The organism is Actinomyces viscosus (assembly GCF_900637975.1).
Taxonomy (GTDB): Bacteria; Actinomycetota; Actinomycetes; order Actinomycetales; family Actinomycetaceae; genus Actinomyces; species Actinomyces viscosus.
The window spans coordinates 2,425,920-2,444,123 of sequence record NZ_LR134477.1 but is presented as its reverse complement, the minus strand read 5'-3'; the positions used below and the strand labels follow the sequence as shown (position 1 = coordinate 2,444,123).

The following is an 18,204-nucleotide window of genomic DNA, read 5'->3' as shown; positions in this document are numbered from 1 at the left end:
AGGTCATCCCGTGAAACCCTTCCTCTTCCTGGCCACCCGCAGCGACGACGAGCCCGCTGACGCCGAGTACGAGGCATTCCTCAAGCGCACCGGCCTGAACGAGTCCACGCTCGTCCGACTGCGCCTGGAGTCCCGGCCCCTGCCGCAGATCGACCTGGACGACTGGTCCGGCATCCTCGTGGGTGGCTCTCCCTTCAACGCCTCCACCCCGCCGGAGAAGAAGTCGGACACCCAGAATCGGGTCGAGGGCGAGCTCTCCACGTTGCTCGATCGCGTCGTCGAGGCCGACTTCCCCTTCTTCGGCGCCTGCTACGGCGTCGGCACGCTCGCCTGCCACCAGGGCGCGGTTGTCGACACCACCTACGGTGAGGCCGTCACCGCCCCCGACGTCACCCTCACCGAGGCCGGCCTGGCCGACCCGATCTGCGCAGGTGTCCCGAAGGTCTTCCAGGCCTTCGTCGCCCACAAGGAGGCCGTCACCGAGCTGCCGCCCCACGCCGTCGTCCTGGGGGCCGGCCAGGCCTGCCCCGTGCAGATGTTCCGCATCAAGAACAACCTCTACGCCACCCAGTTCCATCCCGAGCTCGACGGCGACTACCTCGCCCACCGGCTCGGCTTCTACTCCGGTCACGGCTACTTCGCCGACGACGAGCTCGCCGAGCTCCAGGCCCGCGTGCGCCTCGACGACGTCTCCGACTCCTGGAAGCTCCTGGCCAACTTCGTGGCCGTCCATGCTCGCGACTGACGGGCGCGCCGTCGGCACAATGTCCCAGTTCGCCCAGCGCGGGAGGAGGTGCGTGCGGTGCGGGCGGGGTGAATGCTGGGGCGCACCCGGGCCGAACCGTCTGATCGGCCCCGAAGGTCCAGGAACTCTTCAGAAAGGGCGTCGCACATGTCCCGCATCGTCATGATCGGAGGCCACGGCAAGGTCGCGCTGCTGGCCGCACCGCTGCTCGTGGAGGCCGGCCACGAGGTCGTCTCCCTCATCCGCAACCCTGATCAGGCCGACGACGTCGCCGCCGTCGGCGCCACCCCACTGGTCCTGTCCGTCGAGGAGGCCGACGTCGCCGAGCTCGCCCGGGCCTTTGCCGGCGCCGACGCGATCGTCTGGTCCGCCGGGGCCGGCGGCAAGGGTGGCCCGGAGCGCACCGACGCCGTCGACCGCGCCGCCGCCATCCGTTCTATGGAGGCCGCGGCCGCAGCCGGGGTCAGGCGCTACGTCATGGTCTCCTTCCTCACCGCCTACGGGGAGGTGTCCGTGGACCACCCGTTGCGCGCCTACGCCATCGCCAAGATCGCGGCCGACCGCCATCTGCAGACCACCGACCTGGACTGGACGATCCTGGGGCCGGGCCTGCTGACCCTGGAGGAGCCCACCGGAGCCATCACCGTGGCCCGCGTTCTCAAGGGCACCCCGTCCTCGAAGGCGCCGACGTCCCGCGGCAACGTGGCTCGTGTCATCGCCGCCGTGCTCGCCGAGCCGGCCAGCATCGGCAAGGTCATCCCCTTCTACGACGGCGACACCCCCGTCGCCCAGGCCGTTGCCGACGTGCCCCAGGAGTACGCCGACCTGTCCTGATCGCCGTCCTCGTGGGGCGGGTATTAGGGGGACTGCGGCCCGCGCTCATGGAACGAGCGCGGGCCGCAGTCCGTTGTGGCAGCAGACGCGGGCGGCCTACTTGCCGTCGCTCATGGAGCCGGAAGTGGGGCTGTCGGACATCTTGTCATCCGACATCTTCCCGTCGGACATCTTGCCGTCTCCGGTCTTGTTGTCGCTCATCTTTCCGTCGCTCATGGTGCCGCTCGGGGTGGAGGTCTGCTCCATCTTGTCCTCGTTGGCGCCCGTGGAGCCGCAGGCAGCGGTTCCGACGGCGAGGGCGGCAACGAGCAGGGCGGCGGATACGATCTTGCGAGTACGCATAGGAGAACTCCTTGGTGACGTGGGTTGGCGCGTGGCTCGGTGAGTAGTGGCGCACCGCAGGGGTGTGCCGTCACCAAGAGTTCGGAGTCTGAGGATAATTGGATGGGGCCAATAAAGCGACCCTCGTCACATTGTGTCAATGTCACACCAAGCGCTTGGAACGCAGAGGGTTTGACGACTTATTTCGGCGTGATGTCAGTGCCGCAGTTGCTAGAACCTTCTGGCGGCTCTCCGGTCTGCTTCCGTGTATTGACGGTTCGCTCCGCGGAACTGCTGCTTGAGTCGATCGAACCATCCGGTCGGGACAGCATCGCCGGTGCTGTTGGCCTTCGGTGCGGATGCACTGACTGCTACTGGCTCTGCGGCGTTGGCTGTGGTGGCGCTCAGGGTGAGTCCGGTGGCCAGGATCCCTGCGCTCAGGGCCAGGGCGAGGAAGCGCTTGGGGGTAGGTGTCTGTCGCATATTGACCTCCATTAAGATTTTCTGTGGCAGTCGCACCCTAGCAGGCCTACTGCGGTCTTGGTGGTCTTCGCTTCCTGGGTTCCGACGGCGGTGCGGGGTTGTTTGTCAGTGTGGCGGGAGCGTGATGTCCGACGGCGTCTGTTGGTGTGTCAGTGGTTAGACGTTGATCCGGCGCAGCAGGTCGGCTGGTGGTAGGGCGTCGTCCCCGTGGACCCACCGCACTGGATATACGTAGCCCGCGCCGGAGGGGAACGAGGAACATCATCAATGCGCCACACCCCCTCAGGGAGACCCCGCACCGCAACAGAGAACACGTACTTCCCGTCCAGGAACTTTGGGGAAGTGAGGCTCCGCGCTACCCGCTTCGCAAACTCTGCGGAGTCTGTGGCATGAAAAACTTTTCTGGGGCCGCTCTCGCCGTTCGTCTGTCCGGAAGTGCCGGCCGTAGCAGTTCAGGCGGGTCGTGTGCTTCCCTTGTGCTTGAGTCGGGCGCAGAAAAATCTTGTGGTGCTGGGACCAGGTCGCGAGGACCCGGGACTCTGGCACCACGGGGCCGGTGGGGTTTGTTCCCCGGCTTCAGCGGGCTCCCATACTTCTGCGGGGCGATGTGTGGCCCGGTAGGAGCAGGCAGCACGTTGCAAGGATGGGGTGGAACGGAGCGAACCGCTTATGCCGCGAGTTACAGGTCGTTGCGGCGGGCGTGCTCGAAGACGGGTGGGCTGCCGGGGCGGCCGATGACGGCGTGGGGGATTCCCTCTGGCTTGGGGCCGAAGTCCTTTCTGAGGTCGGCGGTGTCGAGCTTGTTGAGCTCCATCATGGACAGGTAGTAGTCCAGGAAGTCGTCATAGCGCTCAACAACCTCGCCGCGTACCCAGGAGACGGTGCCCTCAGCTGGGGTACCGGGGCGACCCATGAGAGCGACGTCGATCTGCTCCCGAGCAGCAACTACGGGGAAGTGGTCGGCGGCGATAACGCCTCCGGCGGCCATGGCCTCGACGCACTCCTCCAGCTCCAGCTGGGTCTGGCCGGCCTCGTGCAGCTCGCCGCCCAGCAGGTCGGAGGTGGAGAAGATCGTCATGTTCTGGTAGAAGTAGGGCCAGCCGTTGGAGGCCAGGAGGAAGCCTCGGTAGGACTCTGGTAGGCGGAAGCCCAGCTGGGCCTCCGCGTTGGACACGGTCTCCTCTGTGGCGTGCACGTGCGGAAGGGCGTAGTTCCATATGCCTTTCCAATCGGCCTCCATCCGCGCCTGGACAATCATCCACCCCCAGCTGATGTAGTTGGGCCACGTCCACCCGGGAACGCTCCGACTCGGCTCACCGGAAGCGCCACTAGTCTCACCAGTCATGTCTCACTCCCTTTCCCCAACGAGGAACGCCGTCGGTTCGCGCCCCACCGGACAATGATAATGTTGTTCCCCGGACCGAAACTCGCCGAGAACTACATCAGTGACCATGTGACGGGCGTTGAGTCATTCACCCACTATGATGAGCCGGTATAGAACGAGGGGAGGTGTTGGAGTTCAGTGAGCTGCTCGCCCACTGGCCGGCTTGCGCGAGTTTCCTCTCGCGTTCAGCGGGCCAGGACCGTCGGGATCGCCTCATCGAGGTACCACAGCCAAAACGCCCGGCGTGCAGCCACGTCAGTCTCCTCCACAGGCTGCCAGTTCAAAGCCCCAGCAGCAGCACTAGCGCAGGCGTAACTGGGTTCCAGTGAATCGGGCAGCAACTCGTCATCATCAGTTCTCGTGCTGAATGTATTGTAATCGGGATTTCTATAGCAAGCAGATACTACGGTGTGCACGGAAGCATCTGCCACATATACGGCAGGTTGAGTAATCGAGTCGTAGTTCTCAACTTCATCGTATATTTCATTGAGGAAGTCGTAGCTTTGGAGCTCTGCTTCTTCCGGAAAGATTTGTCGCCGAATTAGCTGCTCGGTGATTGCCATCATTTCTTCGGCTCGCCCATCGTTGGGGAATGCTCGATCCCACAGGTGTTGCACCTGCCGCACGCACAGAACTTGCAACATCACCCTGCGTCGGTACGTTGCATCTGCATCCTCTGGGTCGACCATCGCGCGCCAGATTTGCCGACGGAGCCTTAATGACAGTATGCGTTTCGCGTTGATTGCGTCATGAATCTCTCTTTTTCCGCTATCAATTGCTTCATCAATTGCGTTCTCGTTGAGCATAGGTCGGCTCCTTTAAGATAGTGAGGCGGCTCCCAGTCGTTGGAGGTTATTGTGGGCCGCAACGATGTGGGCTGGGGCTGGTGGTGTCAAGGCGCCGCCAGCTGCTGGAGAACGAGGGTGCCGGTGTGTGACTGTGGTGGTGAGCCGGTGTCTACAGTAGGACGACGTCTGGTCGTGGTAGTCGATCAGCAGTGGTGAGTCGGTCGTTTCTGCTGTCTGCCGGAACTGGGACGCTGCCATGTATTAACCGGTGTTGGTGGAGTTGTCAGGAGAAGTACTCGGGGTACTCCGCATAGGGGTCGTGCTCACGATGATCCACCCACTGATCAATGACCTGCTGGGGCGTGATGCCAGGAGTCAGAACGGTGTGCCCGTCGAAGACGTTCGTAGTGAACCATAACACCAAATTGGGATCCGGGTTAAGAGATCGCACCCAAACGGCAATGTCGGCAGCCTCCTCAAAGTCTGCTCCGCTCACAGATATGAGTCGATTGTCGCTGAAGTGACTGATAACCGTCGATGCTCCATCTGGAGTAAGCAGAATATCTGCATCTGTGCCGTCTTCGTCGTCGTTCCAGCGCGTCCCCTTGGAGTCCGGCCATACCTTGCTTCCTTCGTGGAGGAAGGTGTCGGTGTTGGCGATAGTGTAAGGAGAATTGAGGACAGTAAGGAGGTAATTTACGCTCATGTGTACGGTCTTTCTTTGATTAAGGAATGAAGTGAACTACCAGATCGATATCAGGGCCTAGGATGTCGCGCGCTCTCTGGCCAAGAAATTCCACGGCTTCTGGGGTGTTGGTGACTAAATTTAGAGTGGAAACTGGATTGTCTGACGATTCTATCACCTTGCGGTACCTTCGTACTTCTTTATCAAAGTCTCTCATGAGGAACTCGGGACCCTTGCCTTGGTAGAGGGCCTTGCCTCCGCCGCCTGTGTGCTTGGCGTCCCAAGCCTTAGTGATTGTGCCGTCCTTGGTAACTGAGCCCGCCCAGACTTCATCACCGTTGTCGGCCGTTAGCTGGCGCTCGACGTCGGTCCCGAGGACTCTGTGCTGGCATGGGATCTATCCTGTCGACTCAAGGGAAGAAAAACTCCCCCAGTCCGAGAAACACCACGCACCCCAGTCCCGCAGCATGCCCTCGAACCGCTCGAAAGCCTCCTGCTCACTCAGGTTCTCAGCACTCACAGGTATTACCTCCTAATGATGGTTCACGAACTTCTCTCGCCGAGGAACGCCTTCAGCGTCCGTCCACGTCGCTTTGAACTCGGTGGGTACCTGCTCGGTCTTGGTCAGCTCCGGCCCGACCGGGTCGCGGTAGTTGAAGTCCACGGCGAAGCCCTTGTAGCTGCCCGGGTCCTTCGCGATCTGCTGCTCCAGCTTCAGGTAGGACTCGAAGTCGCTGTCGGGGAAGTTCTGGTTGACTTCCTTGAGCATCGCCACCACGTTGATCCTCTCAGGCGGGCCGTGGAACTGGGTGCCGTCCCCCTGGTGATGGCCCGTGTTCGACAACAGCTTGCCGATCACGTCAGCGATCGCGTCACGCACCCCCAGATGCGATCATGTATGTCCGAGAACCATATTTCCTGACGCAGAGATAGTTTCGCGTTTAGTGCAATCGAGATCTGTTCAGTCTGCCTCGCAAGCGAGTCGGCAGAAGAACCGTTTCTAGACCCGGATGTCCCTAAGGGCATTCTCTCCTCTCTCCGTTGTTTCATAAACAAGCATCCTGCCGTCCGGCTCATCCATCGTCAGAAGCCTTTCTGGGGTAATCATCTGAGAACTTACAGGGTCGCCTGGGCGACATGCGGGTTCACGTGAGTTGGGATCCCCTAGCCATACCTCGATCATCTCGTCCTTAATTAATTGAATAAGAATCTCGGTTGTTCTGGTGACGGCAGCGGCATCGTCATTCAAGCCCTCTTCATCCTTCACAGCATTGAATGCTTCAAGGCCGCTCGTCTCAGCTTCGGTCCCCATGAACAGCACTTCGGTGACGGCTGACTCAATCATAACGCTGGATTCCCTTCCAGTGGAATTCGGTAGACTTTTCCACCCTCTGACACTCGAATATATGGACCCGAGTGTAGCGGATCTTTAGCCCAGGGTTTGCCTGGTTCATAAATAATTTGCTCGCCGTTACGGTGAGGGTTCCTAAACCTAATCCCATCAGGCTCTTTTCTTGGGGTGTCAACAATCCAGTCGTCAGGAATGATGTCAAGGACATCGTCGGCAGGACGTCCTCGTACGCTCTGCACGTCTGGAAATGGCCCTTCTGGACGAGCCTTATCCCCATTTTTGTTCGGAGTGGGCTTGGTAGAATTGGTAGCACCAGCGCCTCCCTTATTCGGGTCAGGCGGTGTTTCACCTTTACCCGGCGGGATTCCTCCTCCATCGCCGCCGCCTTTGTTGGGTGGGACGGCGCCGTCAACCCCCTTAGCGGCGTTGTCGGCGTTCTTAGAACCATGCCCCAGAGCCATGGCCGCCATGCCGGCGAACTTCTCGCCGACGTCGTCGAGCAGGGTGCTGGCCTTGTCCAGCAGGCCCTTGAGGTTCTTGGCCGAGGTCACCACGTCGGTGATCTCCTTGGCCAGGCGTGTCACCCAGGACGACACGTCAGCAACAACTGAGGACACCGCCCAGGGGGCGGCCAGGCCCGCAGTAAGGACCCCGATGACGACCTTGGAGGCGATCTTGCCGATCACGTCCGAGATCGCGTCACGCACCAGGTCGTGCACCACCCGCACGATCACCGAGGCCACCGTCAACCCACCCGAGATCGCGCCAGCCACGCCACCAGTCATCCGCAGGTGCGATGCAGAGCCGGCCTGGAGGGACTTGAACGTCGCCACCGCCACGGACTCCTGCCCGGCCAGACGCCCCGTGCACACCGCCTCCAGGTCACCGGCGCACGAGATCAGCGTGGTGGCGATGTTCGTCCACGTCGAGGCGGCCGCAGCCACCGCGTGCGAGTGTGAAACGGTGGGGGTCGAGTCGGGAGGGCTCGGCCCCCACCGTCGGTGGGTCGGTCAGTGAGGTGCTTGCTCGCTGGTCGGCTCGTGCGAGTGTCTCCGGGGCAGGGTCAGCCGGCAAGGACAGCTGGGATCGCCTCATCGAGGTACCACAACCAGAACGCCCGACGCGCAGCCACATCAGTTTTCTCAACCGGCATTGAATTTGTGGCTCCAGAAACCGCGACTGAGCAACTGTAACTGGGGTCTAGCGTGTCGGGAAGCAGCTCGTCGTCATCAACCAGGTCTTCGTCGATTTCTGCGTAGAGGTCTCGATAGCAGGCAGAATCTACCATATGAGAGGCGGCATCGGCCACCATGGCTGCGCGCAGCACATCTGGATCTCCAGTACCACGCGCCTCTACGTCATTGAGAAAACTTCCACTGCGCGACTCGGCCTCATCGGTATCAACTGTTCGATCTATTAGCTCCTGCGTCAAGGAAAGCATTTCCTCGATCCCGTCATCTCCAGGAAAAGCTCTCTCCCAAACAAACTGCACATGACGCACGCAGGCCATGTGTAGATGTGTGCGATCCCGGTAGGATCGTTCGACATCGTCTACATCCAGCATGGCCTTCCAAATTTGCGTGCGGGTCGCCAATGATAGGACGCCCTTGATGTTGTCGTTTCTGGAAAGCTCGCGCCTGCCTGCTTCGATTTTCTCGTTCAATGCGACCATGTCAATCATACTCTTGGTCTCCTATCTTGAATGATTCTGGGCATTTCGTAGGCGGCCTTACTGCTTGGTGACGGTTCCATCGGCATGGAAGATCCATGAGTTATTCGGGTCGGTCACGTACCAGTCGCGGCCCTCGTGTTGAGCCAGCTTACTGAAATACCCCTGGCAATCAGGGCACATTGCTTTAGATACGCCAATATATGGCTCCTTTGCAGTCAGAGATAGCTGTTTCTCGGCATGTGACGCATGGTACTGACCTGGCACTCCGTTATCCTTGAAATCGTGAGGTTCGGGTGTGTGTCCGATTTCATCACATTTTGTAAGCACGTTATCTATATTGGGGTCTTGGAAACCTTCAGGCCTCCGAGCGCTCCACCCACTGAGGGTTTTGACATGGTCAGACGAGACGGTCTTGCTCTTGTATGCCTTTTTCGTGTTGACTTCTTTGGCTTTCTCAGCGGCTCGCTGCTGGGCTTCCTGGGACTTCTTGGCGGGATCGTCACCTCCTCCGCCACCATCTTTGTCGCCCTTACCTGGTGGGGTTCCTCCTCCGTCGCCGCCGCCTTTGCTGGGTGGGACGGCGCCGTCAGCCCCCTTAGCGGCGTCGGCCGCGTCGTCGGCGTGCTTGGCTCCCTTAGCGGCGTTGTCGGTGTTCTTAGAACCATACCCCAGAGCCATGGCCGCCATGCCGGCGAACTTCTCACCGACGTCGTCGAGCAGGGTGGTGGCCTTGTCCAGCAGGTTCTTGAGGTTCCTGGCCGAGGTCACTACGTCAGTGATCTCCTTGGTCAGGCGGGTGACCCATGAGGCCACGTCGGAGATGACCGACTGGACCACCCAGGGGGCGGCCAGGCCCGCGGTGAGTACTCCGATGGTGACCTTGGAGGCGATCTTGCCGATGATGTCGGAGATCGCGTCACGGACCAGGTCGTGCACCATGCGCACGGCCAGTGAGGCGAGCGTCAGTCCGCCCGAGATCGCGCCGGCCACATCGCCGGTGATGCGCAGGCGCCGGGTGTGGCCTTCCTGGTGAGGCGGTTGCTTGACCGACGGCGTTGCTACTTCATCAGGTGTGGTGGTTTGCAGAATGTCGCCGCGTGTGTTCCTCAGTTCCTGTTGAGGCGAATGAGCGGTGGTGGCAACCTTGTTTAAGGTGTGCGCAGGACAGGTTGATTTAATGTTGCGACAAGCAGTCCGCTGGCTGGGAGCGGGAACAGGAAACACTTGTGGTGCTGGAACCAAGACGGCTGTTTCGACTTGGCCCCAGCACCACAGGGTCGGTGGAGATTGTTCTTCAGCGGGCTCCCATACTTCTGCGGGGCGATTCGTGCCCGGTAGGAGCGGGCAGTGCCTCAGGCTGAAACTGCGTGGGAAGAGGTGCTGATGCCACGATCTACAGGTCGTCGCGGCGGGCCTCTTCGATGACGGGTGGGCTGCCGGGGCGGCCGATGACAGCGTGAGGCACGCCGTCGGGCTTGGGGCCATAGTCTTGTCGGAGGCGGGTAATCTCGATCTTGTTGAGCTCCATCATGGACAGGTAGTAGTCCAGGAAGTCGTCGTATCGCTCAATCACTTCGCCGCGTACCCAGGAGACGGTCCCCTCCGCCGGGGTGCCGGGCTTTCCCATGAGGGCAACGTCGATCGACTCCAGCGAGGCGGCCACGGGGAAGTGGTCCGCGGCGATGACACCATCAGCGGCCATGGCCTCGACACACTCCTCCAGCTCCAACTGGGTCTGGCCGGCCTCGTGCAGGTCACCACCCAGCAGGTCGGAGGTGGAGAAGATCGTCATGTCCTGGTAGAAGCAGGGCCAGCCGTTGGAGGCCAGGAGGAAGCCTCGGTAGGACTCCGGCAGACGGAAGCCCAGCTGGGCCTCGGCGCGAGCTACGGTCTCCTCTGAGGCGTGCAGGTGCGGTATGGCGTAGTCCCATAGGCCTTTCCAGTCGGCCTCCATCCGCGCCTGGTTAATCATCCCGCCCCAGCCGATGTAGTCCGGCCACGTAAACTCCCGCGCGCCCTGACTCGCTCCACTGGACGCGCCAGTGTTCGTATCAGACATGTCTCACTCCCTTTCCCCGCGAAGGAATATTGTCGGTTTGAACCCTACAGGATAGCGCTTATTCTGTCCCCCCAGACTGGAGTTCACCTTGCGTGACATCGGCTGCCACTCGTACGGCTCTGCCGTGCCCATCCACGTGCTGTCCGGAACGTGACCAGCAACTTTGCCATCCGAATACAATTCGGGATGTGCCGTCCTCTCCTGCCGAGCCGCTCGAGCAGCCTCGTCGGCAAGAGCAGTGCCTGTCGTGGGGACTCTCCCGGTTTTCGACAGCGCGCCGGCTTCAAGTGCTCGGTTACAGCCGGCAACGTACTCTTGGTATTCCTTCATCTCAGCTTCTGTTGCGTTTTTGCGAGGATAGAAGACGACCGGGCCGCTCATTGGGTCGCTTCCGCCGCCGCCCTTTCCGTTGCCGCTGCCCTTGGGTGGGGTGCCTTCGCCGCCACCGGTGGTTGGTTTGGGGTCGGACTTGGCTGGGGCTTCGTCGAGTTTTACTCCCCAGCGGCCTTCGTTGGGGTTGGGGCGTGTGGGTTTGGTGCTCTTGGGGGTCTTGGGGGTGTGGACGGTGGGGCTGGCCTTGCCGGCCTGGCGGGCCTGGGCCATGGTCATGCCCGGTGCGCCGGCCAGCGCGTGCTGGGGGCCCAGGGAGGATGCGAGGTCCTTGGCGGCCTCCACCTTCTTGGTGACGGCCTCGCTGGCCTTGGCCGGGATACGGGCGAAGGCCGCGGCGACGTCGTCGAGCAGGGTGGTGGCCTTGTCCAGCAGGTTCTTGAGGTTCTTAGCTGACAGAACGGTGCTGGCGATGTCCTTGGACAGGCGGGTGACCCATGAGGCCACGTCGGAGATGACCGACTGGACCACCCAGGGGGCGGCCAGGCCCGCGGTGATCACCGTGATGGTCGCCTTCGACAGCAGCTTGCCGATCACGTCGGAGATCGCGTCACGCACCAGGTCGTGCACCATGCGCACGATCACCGAGGCCACCGTCAACCCACCCGAGATCGCACCAGCCACACCACCAGTCATCCGCAGGTGCGATGCGGAGCCGGCCTGGAGGGACTTGAATGTTGCCACGGCCAGGGACTCCTGCCCGGCTAGACGCCCCGTGCACACCGTCTCCAGGTCATCGGCGCAGGAGTTCAGCTTGGTGGCGATGTTCGTCCACGTCGAGGCGGCCGCAGCCACCGCGTCACTGTCACCGGTGAGCTCGTTGAGCCACTTGTTCAGGCTCCCCAGGTGCTCAATGACCCATGTTACCCCGGCGGACATCGCCTCACCCAGAGGATCCATCGCAGCCGACACGGCGTCAGCGGTGGTGGCCGCCACCGCCAGGCCACCGGCGACCCAGCTCTTGGACTCAAACGCTTCCTTAAGATCGAAGCCATCCTCCAGCAGACGCGAGCCGGTCCAGATGTTCTCCGAGTCCTTTACCTCGGTGACAAGATCGTTACCCATCACCGATCACGCCCCAGGGGGTCGGCAAAGTCGGTTTAGGTGGGGGTTTGGGTGAGTAGTCTGATGGCTCGTTTGGGTTGTCGTGACAGGGATCTGGTGGTGCTGGCGATGGAGGTGCCGGTGCCGTGGAAGAGTCGGATGAGGCTGATGGCCAGGTTACGCAGGGTGGCCATGACCTGTGGGCCGTTGCCGATGCGCAGCTGGTGGCGGTCCTCATCGAAGACCACGTCCCTGACCCAGTGAAGTCGGTTCTCGATTCCCCAGCGCCCTTGGACCCAGGCCGCGACGACCTCGGGCTGGGCATCGGTCATAGGGAGGGAGCAGATCAGGTAGACCACCTCAACATGCTTCCTGCTCTTGATGGTCCTGGTGCGTCGGAGCTGGACCACCTGCGCAGCCCCGGGGAAGTCCACCCAGGCGGGAGCCTCAATCGCCTTGGCAGCGCGCCGCACCCGCCGACCGTGACCGGCATCGACGCTTGAGACGGACGGGACACTCTTCCAGGGCAGCGCCTTGAGCGTCCTGCGAAGGGTCTTCTGGTTGCCCTTGACCGTCAGCACGTAGTGACCACCACGCCGGGTGATCCACCGGGCTGTGCCTGTCTGGGTGTGCATCGCATCGGCGCTCACCACCACCCCTTCCAGGTCCAAGGGTTCGAGAAGCTCCCTGAGCGCGGGGATCTCGTTGGACTTGCCTGCCACTCGCTGCTGGGTCGGTACGGCGCCGGTGGCGTGGTCCAAGGCGGCCAGGAGGTGCGGCGCTGGGTCCTTGCTGGTGCGGGCGCCGCGCATGGTCTTGCCGTCCACGGCGATCACTGTGCGGCCGTTGATGGTGCCGGTACGCGTGCACAACCATGACCTCAGGTGGGCGTCAACGTCAGCGGGGTCCAGGTCCTGCAGGACTCGGCGGATGGTCGACTCTGAGGGCAGGGCCTGGCCCGCCGCTAGTCCCAGGGCCTCCAGGTCGGCGCTGGTCAGGTCGGTGGTGCGCTCCCATATCGCCGTCAGGCTGCGACAGCCGGCCAGCACCCCGGTCACGGCCAGGGACAGGACCGTAGACAGGTTATGACGCACGCCCCGACGGTCCCTGGGATCAGCCACGTTCCTGAGAACCTGGACCAGGGGCCGGCGCGACAAGGCGGTCGTGGTGGAAGATGACATCGGCGCGGGCTCCCAGGACGAAGGGATTGATTAGACACCACTCATCGTCCCTGCGGGGCCCGCGCCCCCGTCCTAGCGACACACCATCCCCGTCAAAACGGCTCAGACACCCCCACCCACCAACTTTGCCGACCCCCTGGATCACGCCCCCACCCGGTACGCACCGGAAGCAGCGTCAGCGTCGGCGCCCTCCAGGGCGGTGGCCGTGCCCCGCAGACCAGTGGCGCTGTTACGCAGCCCCTTCTCAGCCGAGACCATCATTGCGTCGGCCGCGGTCTTCACCAGCGTGTAGGCCGGCAGGAACAACGGCGAGCACATGAGACCAAAGGCGTTGTCCCCCAGCGCCGCACCCGAGGCGTCCCGGGCCTGAGCCACACCAGCAGCCACCGCATCCGTATCCCTAGCACCCGAACGCAACGTCCCACCATCAACCCGAATATCAGTCATGACAGATCTCTTCCTACCTTTCTTGACATCATTTCATTGACAACAGTCAGCACCGCACCAGCCCGCCCAGATCCTCCTGAGCAGGCTGTATCGGTCACCTGGAGCTACCTACCTGGGAACACCAGACCAGGAGGCGTCTCACGCCTCTTGTTCTGCTCGGCCCGCTCGGCTCGTCGGGTCACTCCCACCTTCGGGCCGGCCATCTGCTCATAGGCCTCCAGCATCGTCCGGCCAAGTCCGGTGTCCACTCCAATGTGCCGGTCCACGATCGCCCGGATCCTGCTGGCGGCCTCACGCCGGCCAGTGTCAATGGCCTCCATGACCGCCTCGGAGAGCTGGGGCGGGCTCAGCACCTGGCTCGCTGCCGTGAAGCGCACGTCCCGCACGCGCCCGGCGGCGTCAACCACCACCGTGACCTCGCCGCCCTTGGACGTGCCCTCAACCTCCAGTGAGTCGGCCTGCTCGCGTACGCGCTCAGTGCCCTCGTGATTTCTCTGCGCCTGAGCCACCTGCTCAGCAATCTGGGACAGACGCTCCTCAACCAACCGATCAGACATGAAACCCACCCTAACCAGAACCTCGGAGCAGAAGTCGCCCCCCCAACCTGTCAGGTTATTAACAGGGGGATAACGCCCCATCCGCCTCGACATTCCTGCTCTGCATCTGGTAAAAGCCGGCAAGCGCAGCTTCTACTCACATGGTCGGTGGCGTCCAGGCGAGCTGGAGAGTATGTACACCGTCGCGGCTGATGAGCCGTGCCCGCCCGGCCGGACCGGGCTGCGGCTTCTGCCGCCCCAGCAGCGGCCCCTCATCAGGGTTGCCGGGGAGCATGATGCCCGGCGTGGACAGATCGCCGAGTGTCTGCATGATCGGCTCGTACATGGCGCGCATCGTTCCGCCGATGCGGCGCGTGAGCACCAGGTGGAGACCGATGTCCTGAGCCTGCGCCAGCAGGGGCTGCAGAGGTGCGAGCGGGTTGGACGTATTCGTCGCCACCAGGTCGTAGTCGTCCACGAGGAGATAGATCTCCGGCCCCCTCCACCAGGAGCGGTTGCGCAGCTGCTCGGCTGTGACATCGGGGCCGGGCAGACGCCCCTGGAGGTAACCCGTGAGGTCGTTGATCTCGGAGACGGCCATATCGCGGACCGACAGGTACGCGAGCAGAAACTCCTCGGGAATCTCTCCCAGCAGGTTGCGGCGCAGGTCGATGGCGAGAATACGCACCTGGTCCGGTGTCTTGCCGCGAACCAGCTCGCGGGCCAGCGCCCGTAGGAAGGTGGTCTTCCCCTTCTTGGCGTCGCCCAGCACGATGAGGCTGGGGTCCTGCTGCATGGCGAGTGTGACCGGTTCCAGACGCGCCTCGTCGATACCGATGACAGGTCCGGCGTCGGCGGGAACCATGGCCTGAAGCTCGGTCAGGTCGATCTGGGTCGGCAGCAGCCGCAGCTTAGGACCAGGCGCGCCCTGCCAGGCGTTGGCGAGCTGCTGGCAGGCATGGTGGATCCCCTGCGCCAGGGTGGAGTCGTCGTGGTCTCCGTCAATGCGTGGCTGCGCCAGGAGCATGTGGCGAGCCTGCCGATCCAGTCCGCGCCCCGGCCTGCCCTCGGGCACCTGACGGGCGATCTTCCGGTTGATCTCCGAATCGGCCGGGTCACCCAGGCGCAGCTCGATCCGGGTTCCGATGGCATCGCGGATCGCCGCCCGCAGGTCCATCCATCGGTTGGTGGACAGAACGAAGTGCACACCAAGCGCCAGTGCGCGCGGTGCCAGGTTCTGCACCTCCATGGAGATGTCCTCGAAATCGGTCTTGAGGGTGGCCCAGCCGTCGATGATGAGGAAGACGTCCCCGTACCCGTCGTCGACGCGCCCCGCAGCCCGCTCGCGCCGATAGGTCTGAATCGAGTCGATCCGGTTCGCCCTGAAGTACCGTTCGCGATCGTCGAGCAGCGAAGCGATCTCCGCCATGGTCCGAGCCACGATGTCGGGCTCGTCGCGCGTGGCCATCCCGGAGAGGTGGGGCAGGTCCAGCATCGTCGAGAACGTCCCGCCGCCCAGGTCGATGACGTAGAACTGCACCTCGGCGGGCGTACGAGTCAGCGCCAGCGCCAGCACCAGGGAGCGCAGCGCCGTCGACTTCCCTGCCAGAGGGCCTCCGACGACGGCCACGTGACCGCCGGCACCCGACAGGTCCACGGTGAGCGTCTCACGACGCTGCTCCAGAGGGACGTCGGTTATGCCCAGAGGCACAATGAGGTCGCCTCGCGCTCGCCATGACGGCGACGTCAGGCCCAGGTTCCGGTCGACCACCAGATCGGGGACGAGCGAGTCGAAGGTCTCGCTGATCTCGAGCGGCGGCAACCAGATCTGGTGCGCCGGGATGCCGTGGCCGGTCATCCGGTCCACCGCGATGTCCATGGTGGTGCTGTCGCTGTAGGCGTCGTCCTGCGGGAAGACCTCGGGCTCCAGCACTGCGGGTTCCGAGGCTTCGATGATCATCTCCTCAGGATCGTCCTCCACCTCGACGTCCTGGGCGGTGAAGGGAAGGATCTCGACAACGCCGCGAGTGACTCCGGCCGCCTTGCCGGCCCCCGGTAGCTGAAGAGCTCGCTCGGCTCGTCGAGCCGGGGGCTTGCCGGCCACGTAGGAGGCGCGGAAACGAGTCATCGTCTCGGTGTCACTCTTGAGGTACCCGCTTCCCGGTAGGGGAGGCAGGTGGTAGGCGTCCGGGGATCCCAGCACCGTGCGGGACTCGCTGGCGGAGAAGGTGCGCAGACCGATCCGGTAGGACAGGTGCGAGTCGAGACCGCGCAGACGGCCCTCTTCGAGTCTCTGGGAGGACAGGAGCAGGTGCATCTGCAGGGACCGGCCCAGGCGCCCGATGGCCACGAAGGTGTCGATGAAGTCCGGCTTGGCGGACAGGAGCTCGGAGAACTCGTCCAGGATGATGAACAGCGCCGGGAGCGGATCACCGTTGTGCTTGCCCTTGACCCGGTCCTGCTCGTAGTCCATGACATTGGCGTAGTTACCGGCGTCGTGGAGCATCTGCTGACGGCGGTTCATCTCACCGCGCAGGGCCTCGGCCATACGGTCGACCAGCCCCAGCTCGCTCTCAAGGTTGGAGATCATCGCCGAGACGTGCGGGAGGTTGGACATACCCGCGAAGGTCGCCCCGCCCTTGAAGTCGACCAGAACGAAGTTGAGCTGATCGGGTCCGTGAGTGAGCGCTAGCGCCAGCACGAGCGTGCGCAGCACCTCCGACTTACCTGAACCGGTGGCTCCTACGAGCAGGCCGTGCGGCCCCATACCGTTCTCGGCCGACTCCTTGATGTCGAGGACCACCGGCTCGCCCTCGGGGGTCACGGCGAAGGGGACGCTGAGCCGCTCGGCGCCGGTCCGCTTGACCCACTGGGTGTCGGGGTTGAAGTCCCGTACGTCTCCCAGGTGCAGGAGCCGTAGCAGATCCTCGGCGCGCTCGGGATCGGAGGTTCCCACCGGTACCGACGAGGTGATCTCCTCCCTCGATGTCTGGTAGCGCGCCACCAGTCGACGGGCGACGGCCTCGGCGCCATTGATGCTGAGTGCGTCCGCCAGGGCGGGGCTGGGGTCCTGGCCCGCCATCTCGACGTTCATGGGGACGGCTGTTTCCTCGAGCGTGCCGCGAAGGGCCGTATCCGACTGCTTGTCGGAGGGGTGCAGGACCAGACGCAGCCGGTTCGGCAGGACCAGGGGCTGGCCGGCCTGATCGGAGATGCTGATGACGGTGACGCCCTGAAGCCCACGGTCGGCTGTCAAGGGGGAGCTGGGAGGAAGCGTGCCGCCGTCGACCAGGACGATGACATGAGGCAGAGGCGGTTCTCCTGCGGAGGAGGAGAAAGTGCCTCTGGCGCTGAGGTCCTCGGGGAGCTTGCTCGTGAGCTCGTCCAACGAGTGAGCCATGAGCCGCGATGGGCCGACGGCGTCCGCCACGGAGTCGGACCAGGCGTGAGGCGCCCACTTCACCCAGTCCCACTCGGGCTCGGCCTCTTGGGAGGTGAGAACCACCAGCTGCACCAGTCCGGGGGAGGTCAGTGCCAGGATGTGCGTCAGCATCGCCCGAACCTGGGCGCGAGCCTCGTCGAGGGGGCCGACCACCTCGATATGGGAGAAGGCGCTCAGGTCGATGCCGAAGGGAAGCGCGTCCACCTCTGTATGGGTGGACACGAAGCGGTGCATCGCTGACAGGCACACGGGGTCGGGGGTGTTGAGGGGGCCGACCTCCTCGGCCTCGATGGTTGCCGCCAGTGGCTGGGAGGAGCGGCCCAGTCGGATGAGCAGGTGATCCTGACCCTGGCGTCGTTCCCATACCCGAGCTCCGTGCTGAACGAGGTACGGCAGCGCCTCCGGCTCGGGCAGGTGGCTGACGGCACTGCGCCGCTGGTTCTTAGCCGCCTCCCGAACCTCGGAGCGCACCTCGGAGATGTAGCCGAGGTACTCGCGGCGCTGGTTCGTGACGTTATTGCGGTGCTGACGGATCTGGCGGTACACGTTGAGGACCGCCATGGAGAGCATCGCCACCACCATGCCGCCGCTCATGAACAGCATGCGAGTGTTGTTGTTGTTGGAGATGGCCATGAACACCATGACGCCCATCGACCCGGTCAGCGGCAGCACCATGGTCAGTGCGCTGCTGGCGTCCTGCGGTGTGATGGCGTTCGGTGGGGCCTTGAGCTCGATCGTCTCGGTCGACGCCTCGGAAGTGTCGATTGTCACGTTCTGCTCCTCGGTGTTCATGGGGCGGGGAGGGCGCACCCTCCGTGAGGCGGAGGGGTCGACGTCGTGAG

Annotated in this window: 18 protein-coding genes; 2 read left to right on the top strand and 16 right to left on the bottom strand. The window is 63.3% G+C overall.

Annotated elements, in window-relative coordinates; all coding sequences use genetic code 11:
* Window positions 1–10 precede the first annotated feature (10 nt).
* The gene (locus tag EL340_RS10460; protein ID WP_126414523.1) at window positions 11–745 is read left to right on the top strand and encodes a glutamine amidotransferase; all 735 of its coding nucleotides are present in this window, start codon (window positions 11–13) and stop codon (window positions 743–745) included.
* Window positions 746–892: 147 nt separating this feature from the next.
* Window positions 893–1,579 (top strand): SDR family oxidoreductase, encoded by a 687-nt coding sequence (locus tag EL340_RS10455; RefSeq protein ID WP_076066150.1) that lies wholly within the window; start codon window positions 893–895, stop codon window positions 1,577–1,579.
* Between the two features lie 96 nt (window positions 1,580–1,675).
* Here the strand turns inward: EL340_RS10455 and EL340_RS10450 are convergent, their stop codons facing one another.
* The 16 genes from EL340_RS10450 to eccCa all read right to left on the bottom strand — a co-directional run bounded on the left by EL340_RS10450 (window position 1,676) and on the right by eccCa (window position 18,154).
* Complete coding sequence (locus tag EL340_RS10450) at window positions 1,676–1,921, bottom strand: hypothetical protein (protein WP_126414522.1); 246 nt, start codon at window positions 1,919–1,921, stop codon at window positions 1,676–1,678.
* A gap of 210 nt (window positions 1,922–2,131) precedes the next feature.
* A complete protein-coding gene (locus EL340_RS10445; RefSeq protein WP_126414521.1) occupies window positions 2,132–2,383 on the bottom strand; it encodes a hypothetical protein in 252 nt (83 codons plus the stop codon).
* Window positions 2,384–3,062: 679 nt separating this feature from the next.
* Complete coding sequence (locus EL340_RS10440) at window positions 3,063–3,728, bottom strand: SMI1/KNR4 family protein (protein WP_126414520.1); 666 nt, start codon at window positions 3,726–3,728, stop codon at window positions 3,063–3,065.
* Between the two features lie 224 nt (window positions 3,729–3,952).
* Window positions 3,953–4,573, bottom strand: a complete 621-nt coding sequence (locus EL340_RS10435) for an Imm5 family immunity protein (RefSeq protein ID WP_126414519.1) — start codon at window positions 4,571–4,573, stop codon at window positions 3,953–3,955.
* A gap of 265 nt (window positions 4,574–4,838) precedes the next feature.
* A complete protein-coding gene (locus tag EL340_RS10430; protein ID WP_126414518.1) occupies window positions 4,839–5,261 on the bottom strand; it encodes a hypothetical protein in 423 nt (140 codons plus the stop codon).
* Window positions 5,262–5,772: 511 nt separating this feature from the next.
* Complete coding sequence (locus tag EL340_RS10425; RefSeq protein WP_232023017.1) at window positions 5,773–6,120, bottom strand: DNA/RNA non-specific endonuclease; 348 nt, start codon at window positions 6,118–6,120, stop codon at window positions 5,773–5,775.
* Window positions 6,121–6,240: 120 nt separating this feature from the next.
* A complete protein-coding gene (locus tag EL340_RS10420; RefSeq protein WP_126414517.1) occupies window positions 6,241–6,585 on the bottom strand; it encodes a hypothetical protein in 345 nt (114 codons plus the stop codon).
* Window positions 6,582–7,424, bottom strand: coding sequence for a hypothetical protein (locus EL340_RS15505; protein WP_232023016.1), 843 nt, complete (start codon window positions 7,422–7,424; stop codon window positions 6,582–6,584). Before EL340_RS15505 ends, EL340_RS10420 begins: the two co-directional genes overlap by 4 nt.
* Window positions 7,425–7,654: 230 nt before the next feature.
* Window positions 7,655–8,272: an Imm5 family immunity protein gene (locus EL340_RS10410; protein WP_126414516.1), complete on the bottom strand. Its 618-nt coding sequence runs from the start codon at window positions 8,270–8,272 to the stop codon at window positions 7,655–7,657.
* A gap of 48 nt (window positions 8,273–8,320) precedes the next feature.
* On the bottom strand, window positions 8,321–9,487 hold the full coding sequence (locus EL340_RS10405) for a hypothetical protein (RefSeq protein ID WP_126414515.1): 1,167 nt from the start codon (window positions 9,485–9,487) through the stop codon (window positions 8,321–8,323).
* Between the two features lie 169 nt (window positions 9,488–9,656).
* Window positions 9,657–10,322, bottom strand: coding sequence for an SMI1/KNR4 family protein (locus EL340_RS10400; RefSeq protein ID WP_126414514.1), 666 nt, complete (start codon window positions 10,320–10,322; stop codon window positions 9,657–9,659).
* Between the two features lie 3 nt (window positions 10,323–10,325).
* Complete coding sequence (locus tag EL340_RS10395) at window positions 10,326–11,777, bottom strand: hypothetical protein (RefSeq protein WP_126414513.1); 1,452 nt, start codon at window positions 11,775–11,777, stop codon at window positions 10,326–10,328.
* A 35-nt stretch (window positions 11,778–11,812) separates the two neighbouring features.
* The gene (locus tag EL340_RS10390; RefSeq protein ID WP_126414512.1) at window positions 11,813–12,937 is read right to left on the bottom strand and encodes an ISAs1 family transposase; all 1,125 of its coding nucleotides are present in this window, start codon (window positions 12,935–12,937) and stop codon (window positions 11,813–11,815) included.
* A gap of 141 nt (window positions 12,938–13,078) precedes the next feature.
* The gene (locus tag EL340_RS10385; RefSeq protein ID WP_126414511.1) at window positions 13,079–13,384 is read right to left on the bottom strand and encodes a type VII secretion target; all 306 of its coding nucleotides are present in this window, start codon (window positions 13,382–13,384) and stop codon (window positions 13,079–13,081) included.
* A gap of 104 nt (window positions 13,385–13,488) precedes the next feature.
* Window positions 13,489–13,941, bottom strand: coding sequence for a YbaB/EbfC family nucleoid-associated protein (locus tag EL340_RS10380; RefSeq protein WP_164719379.1), 453 nt, complete (start codon window positions 13,939–13,941; stop codon window positions 13,489–13,491).
* 136 nt (window positions 13,942–14,077) lie between these two features.
* On the bottom strand, window positions 14,078–18,154 hold the full coding sequence (eccCa, locus tag EL340_RS10375) for a type VII secretion protein EccCa (protein WP_126414509.1): 4,077 nt from the start codon (window positions 18,152–18,154) through the stop codon (window positions 14,078–14,080).
* Window positions 18,155–18,204: the final 50 nt, after the last annotated feature.

Excerpts from the sequence above, each read along its gene's own strand:
- EL340_RS10450 (WP_126414522.1), bottom strand. The coding sequence starts at position 1,921 with ATGCGTACTCGCAAGATCGTATCCGCCGCCCTGCTCGTTGCCGCCCTC.
- eccCa (WP_126414509.1), bottom strand. The coding sequence starts at position 18,154 with ATGAACACCGAGGAGCAGAACGTGACAATCGACACTTCCGAGGCGTCG.
- EL340_RS10380 (WP_164719379.1), bottom strand. The coding sequence starts at position 13,941 with ATGTCTGATCGGTTGGTTGAGGAGCGTCTGTCCCAGATTGCTGAGCAG.
- EL340_RS10410 (WP_126414516.1), bottom strand. The coding sequence starts at position 8,272 with ATGATTGACATGGTCGCATTGAACGAGAAAATCGAAGCAGGCAGGCGC.
- EL340_RS10395 (WP_126414513.1), bottom strand. The coding sequence starts at position 11,777 with ATGGGTAACGATCTTGTCACCGAGGTAAAGGACTCGGAGAACATCTGG.
- EL340_RS10400 (WP_126414514.1), bottom strand. The coding sequence starts at position 10,322 with ATGTCTGATACGAACACTGGCGCGTCCAGTGGAGCGAGTCAGGGCGCG.
- EL340_RS10385 (WP_126414511.1), bottom strand. The coding sequence starts at position 13,384 with ATGACTGATATTCGGGTTGATGGTGGGACGTTGCGTTCGGGTGCTAGG.
- EL340_RS10435 (WP_126414519.1), bottom strand. The coding sequence starts at position 4,573 with ATGCTCAACGAGAACGCAATTGATGAAGCAATTGATAGCGGAAAAAGA.
- EL340_RS10440 (WP_126414520.1), bottom strand. The coding sequence starts at position 3,728 with ATGACTGGTGAGACTAGTGGCGCTTCCGGTGAGCCGAGTCGGAGCGTT.
- EL340_RS10390 (WP_126414512.1), bottom strand. The coding sequence starts at position 12,937 with ATGTCATCTTCCACCACGACCGCCTTGTCGCGCCGGCCCCTGGTCCAG.
- EL340_RS10455 (WP_076066150.1), top strand. The coding sequence starts at position 893 with ATGTCCCGCATCGTCATGATCGGAGGCCACGGCAAGGTCGCGCTGCTG.
- EL340_RS10420 (WP_126414517.1), bottom strand. The coding sequence starts at position 6,585 with ATGATTGAGTCAGCCGTCACCGAAGTGCTGTTCATGGGGACCGAAGCT.
- EL340_RS10430 (WP_126414518.1), bottom strand. The coding sequence starts at position 5,261 with ATGAGCGTAAATTACCTCCTTACTGTCCTCAATTCTCCTTACACTATC.
- EL340_RS10445 (WP_126414521.1), bottom strand. The coding sequence starts at position 2,383 with ATGCGACAGACACCTACCCCCAAGCGCTTCCTCGCCCTGGCCCTGAGC.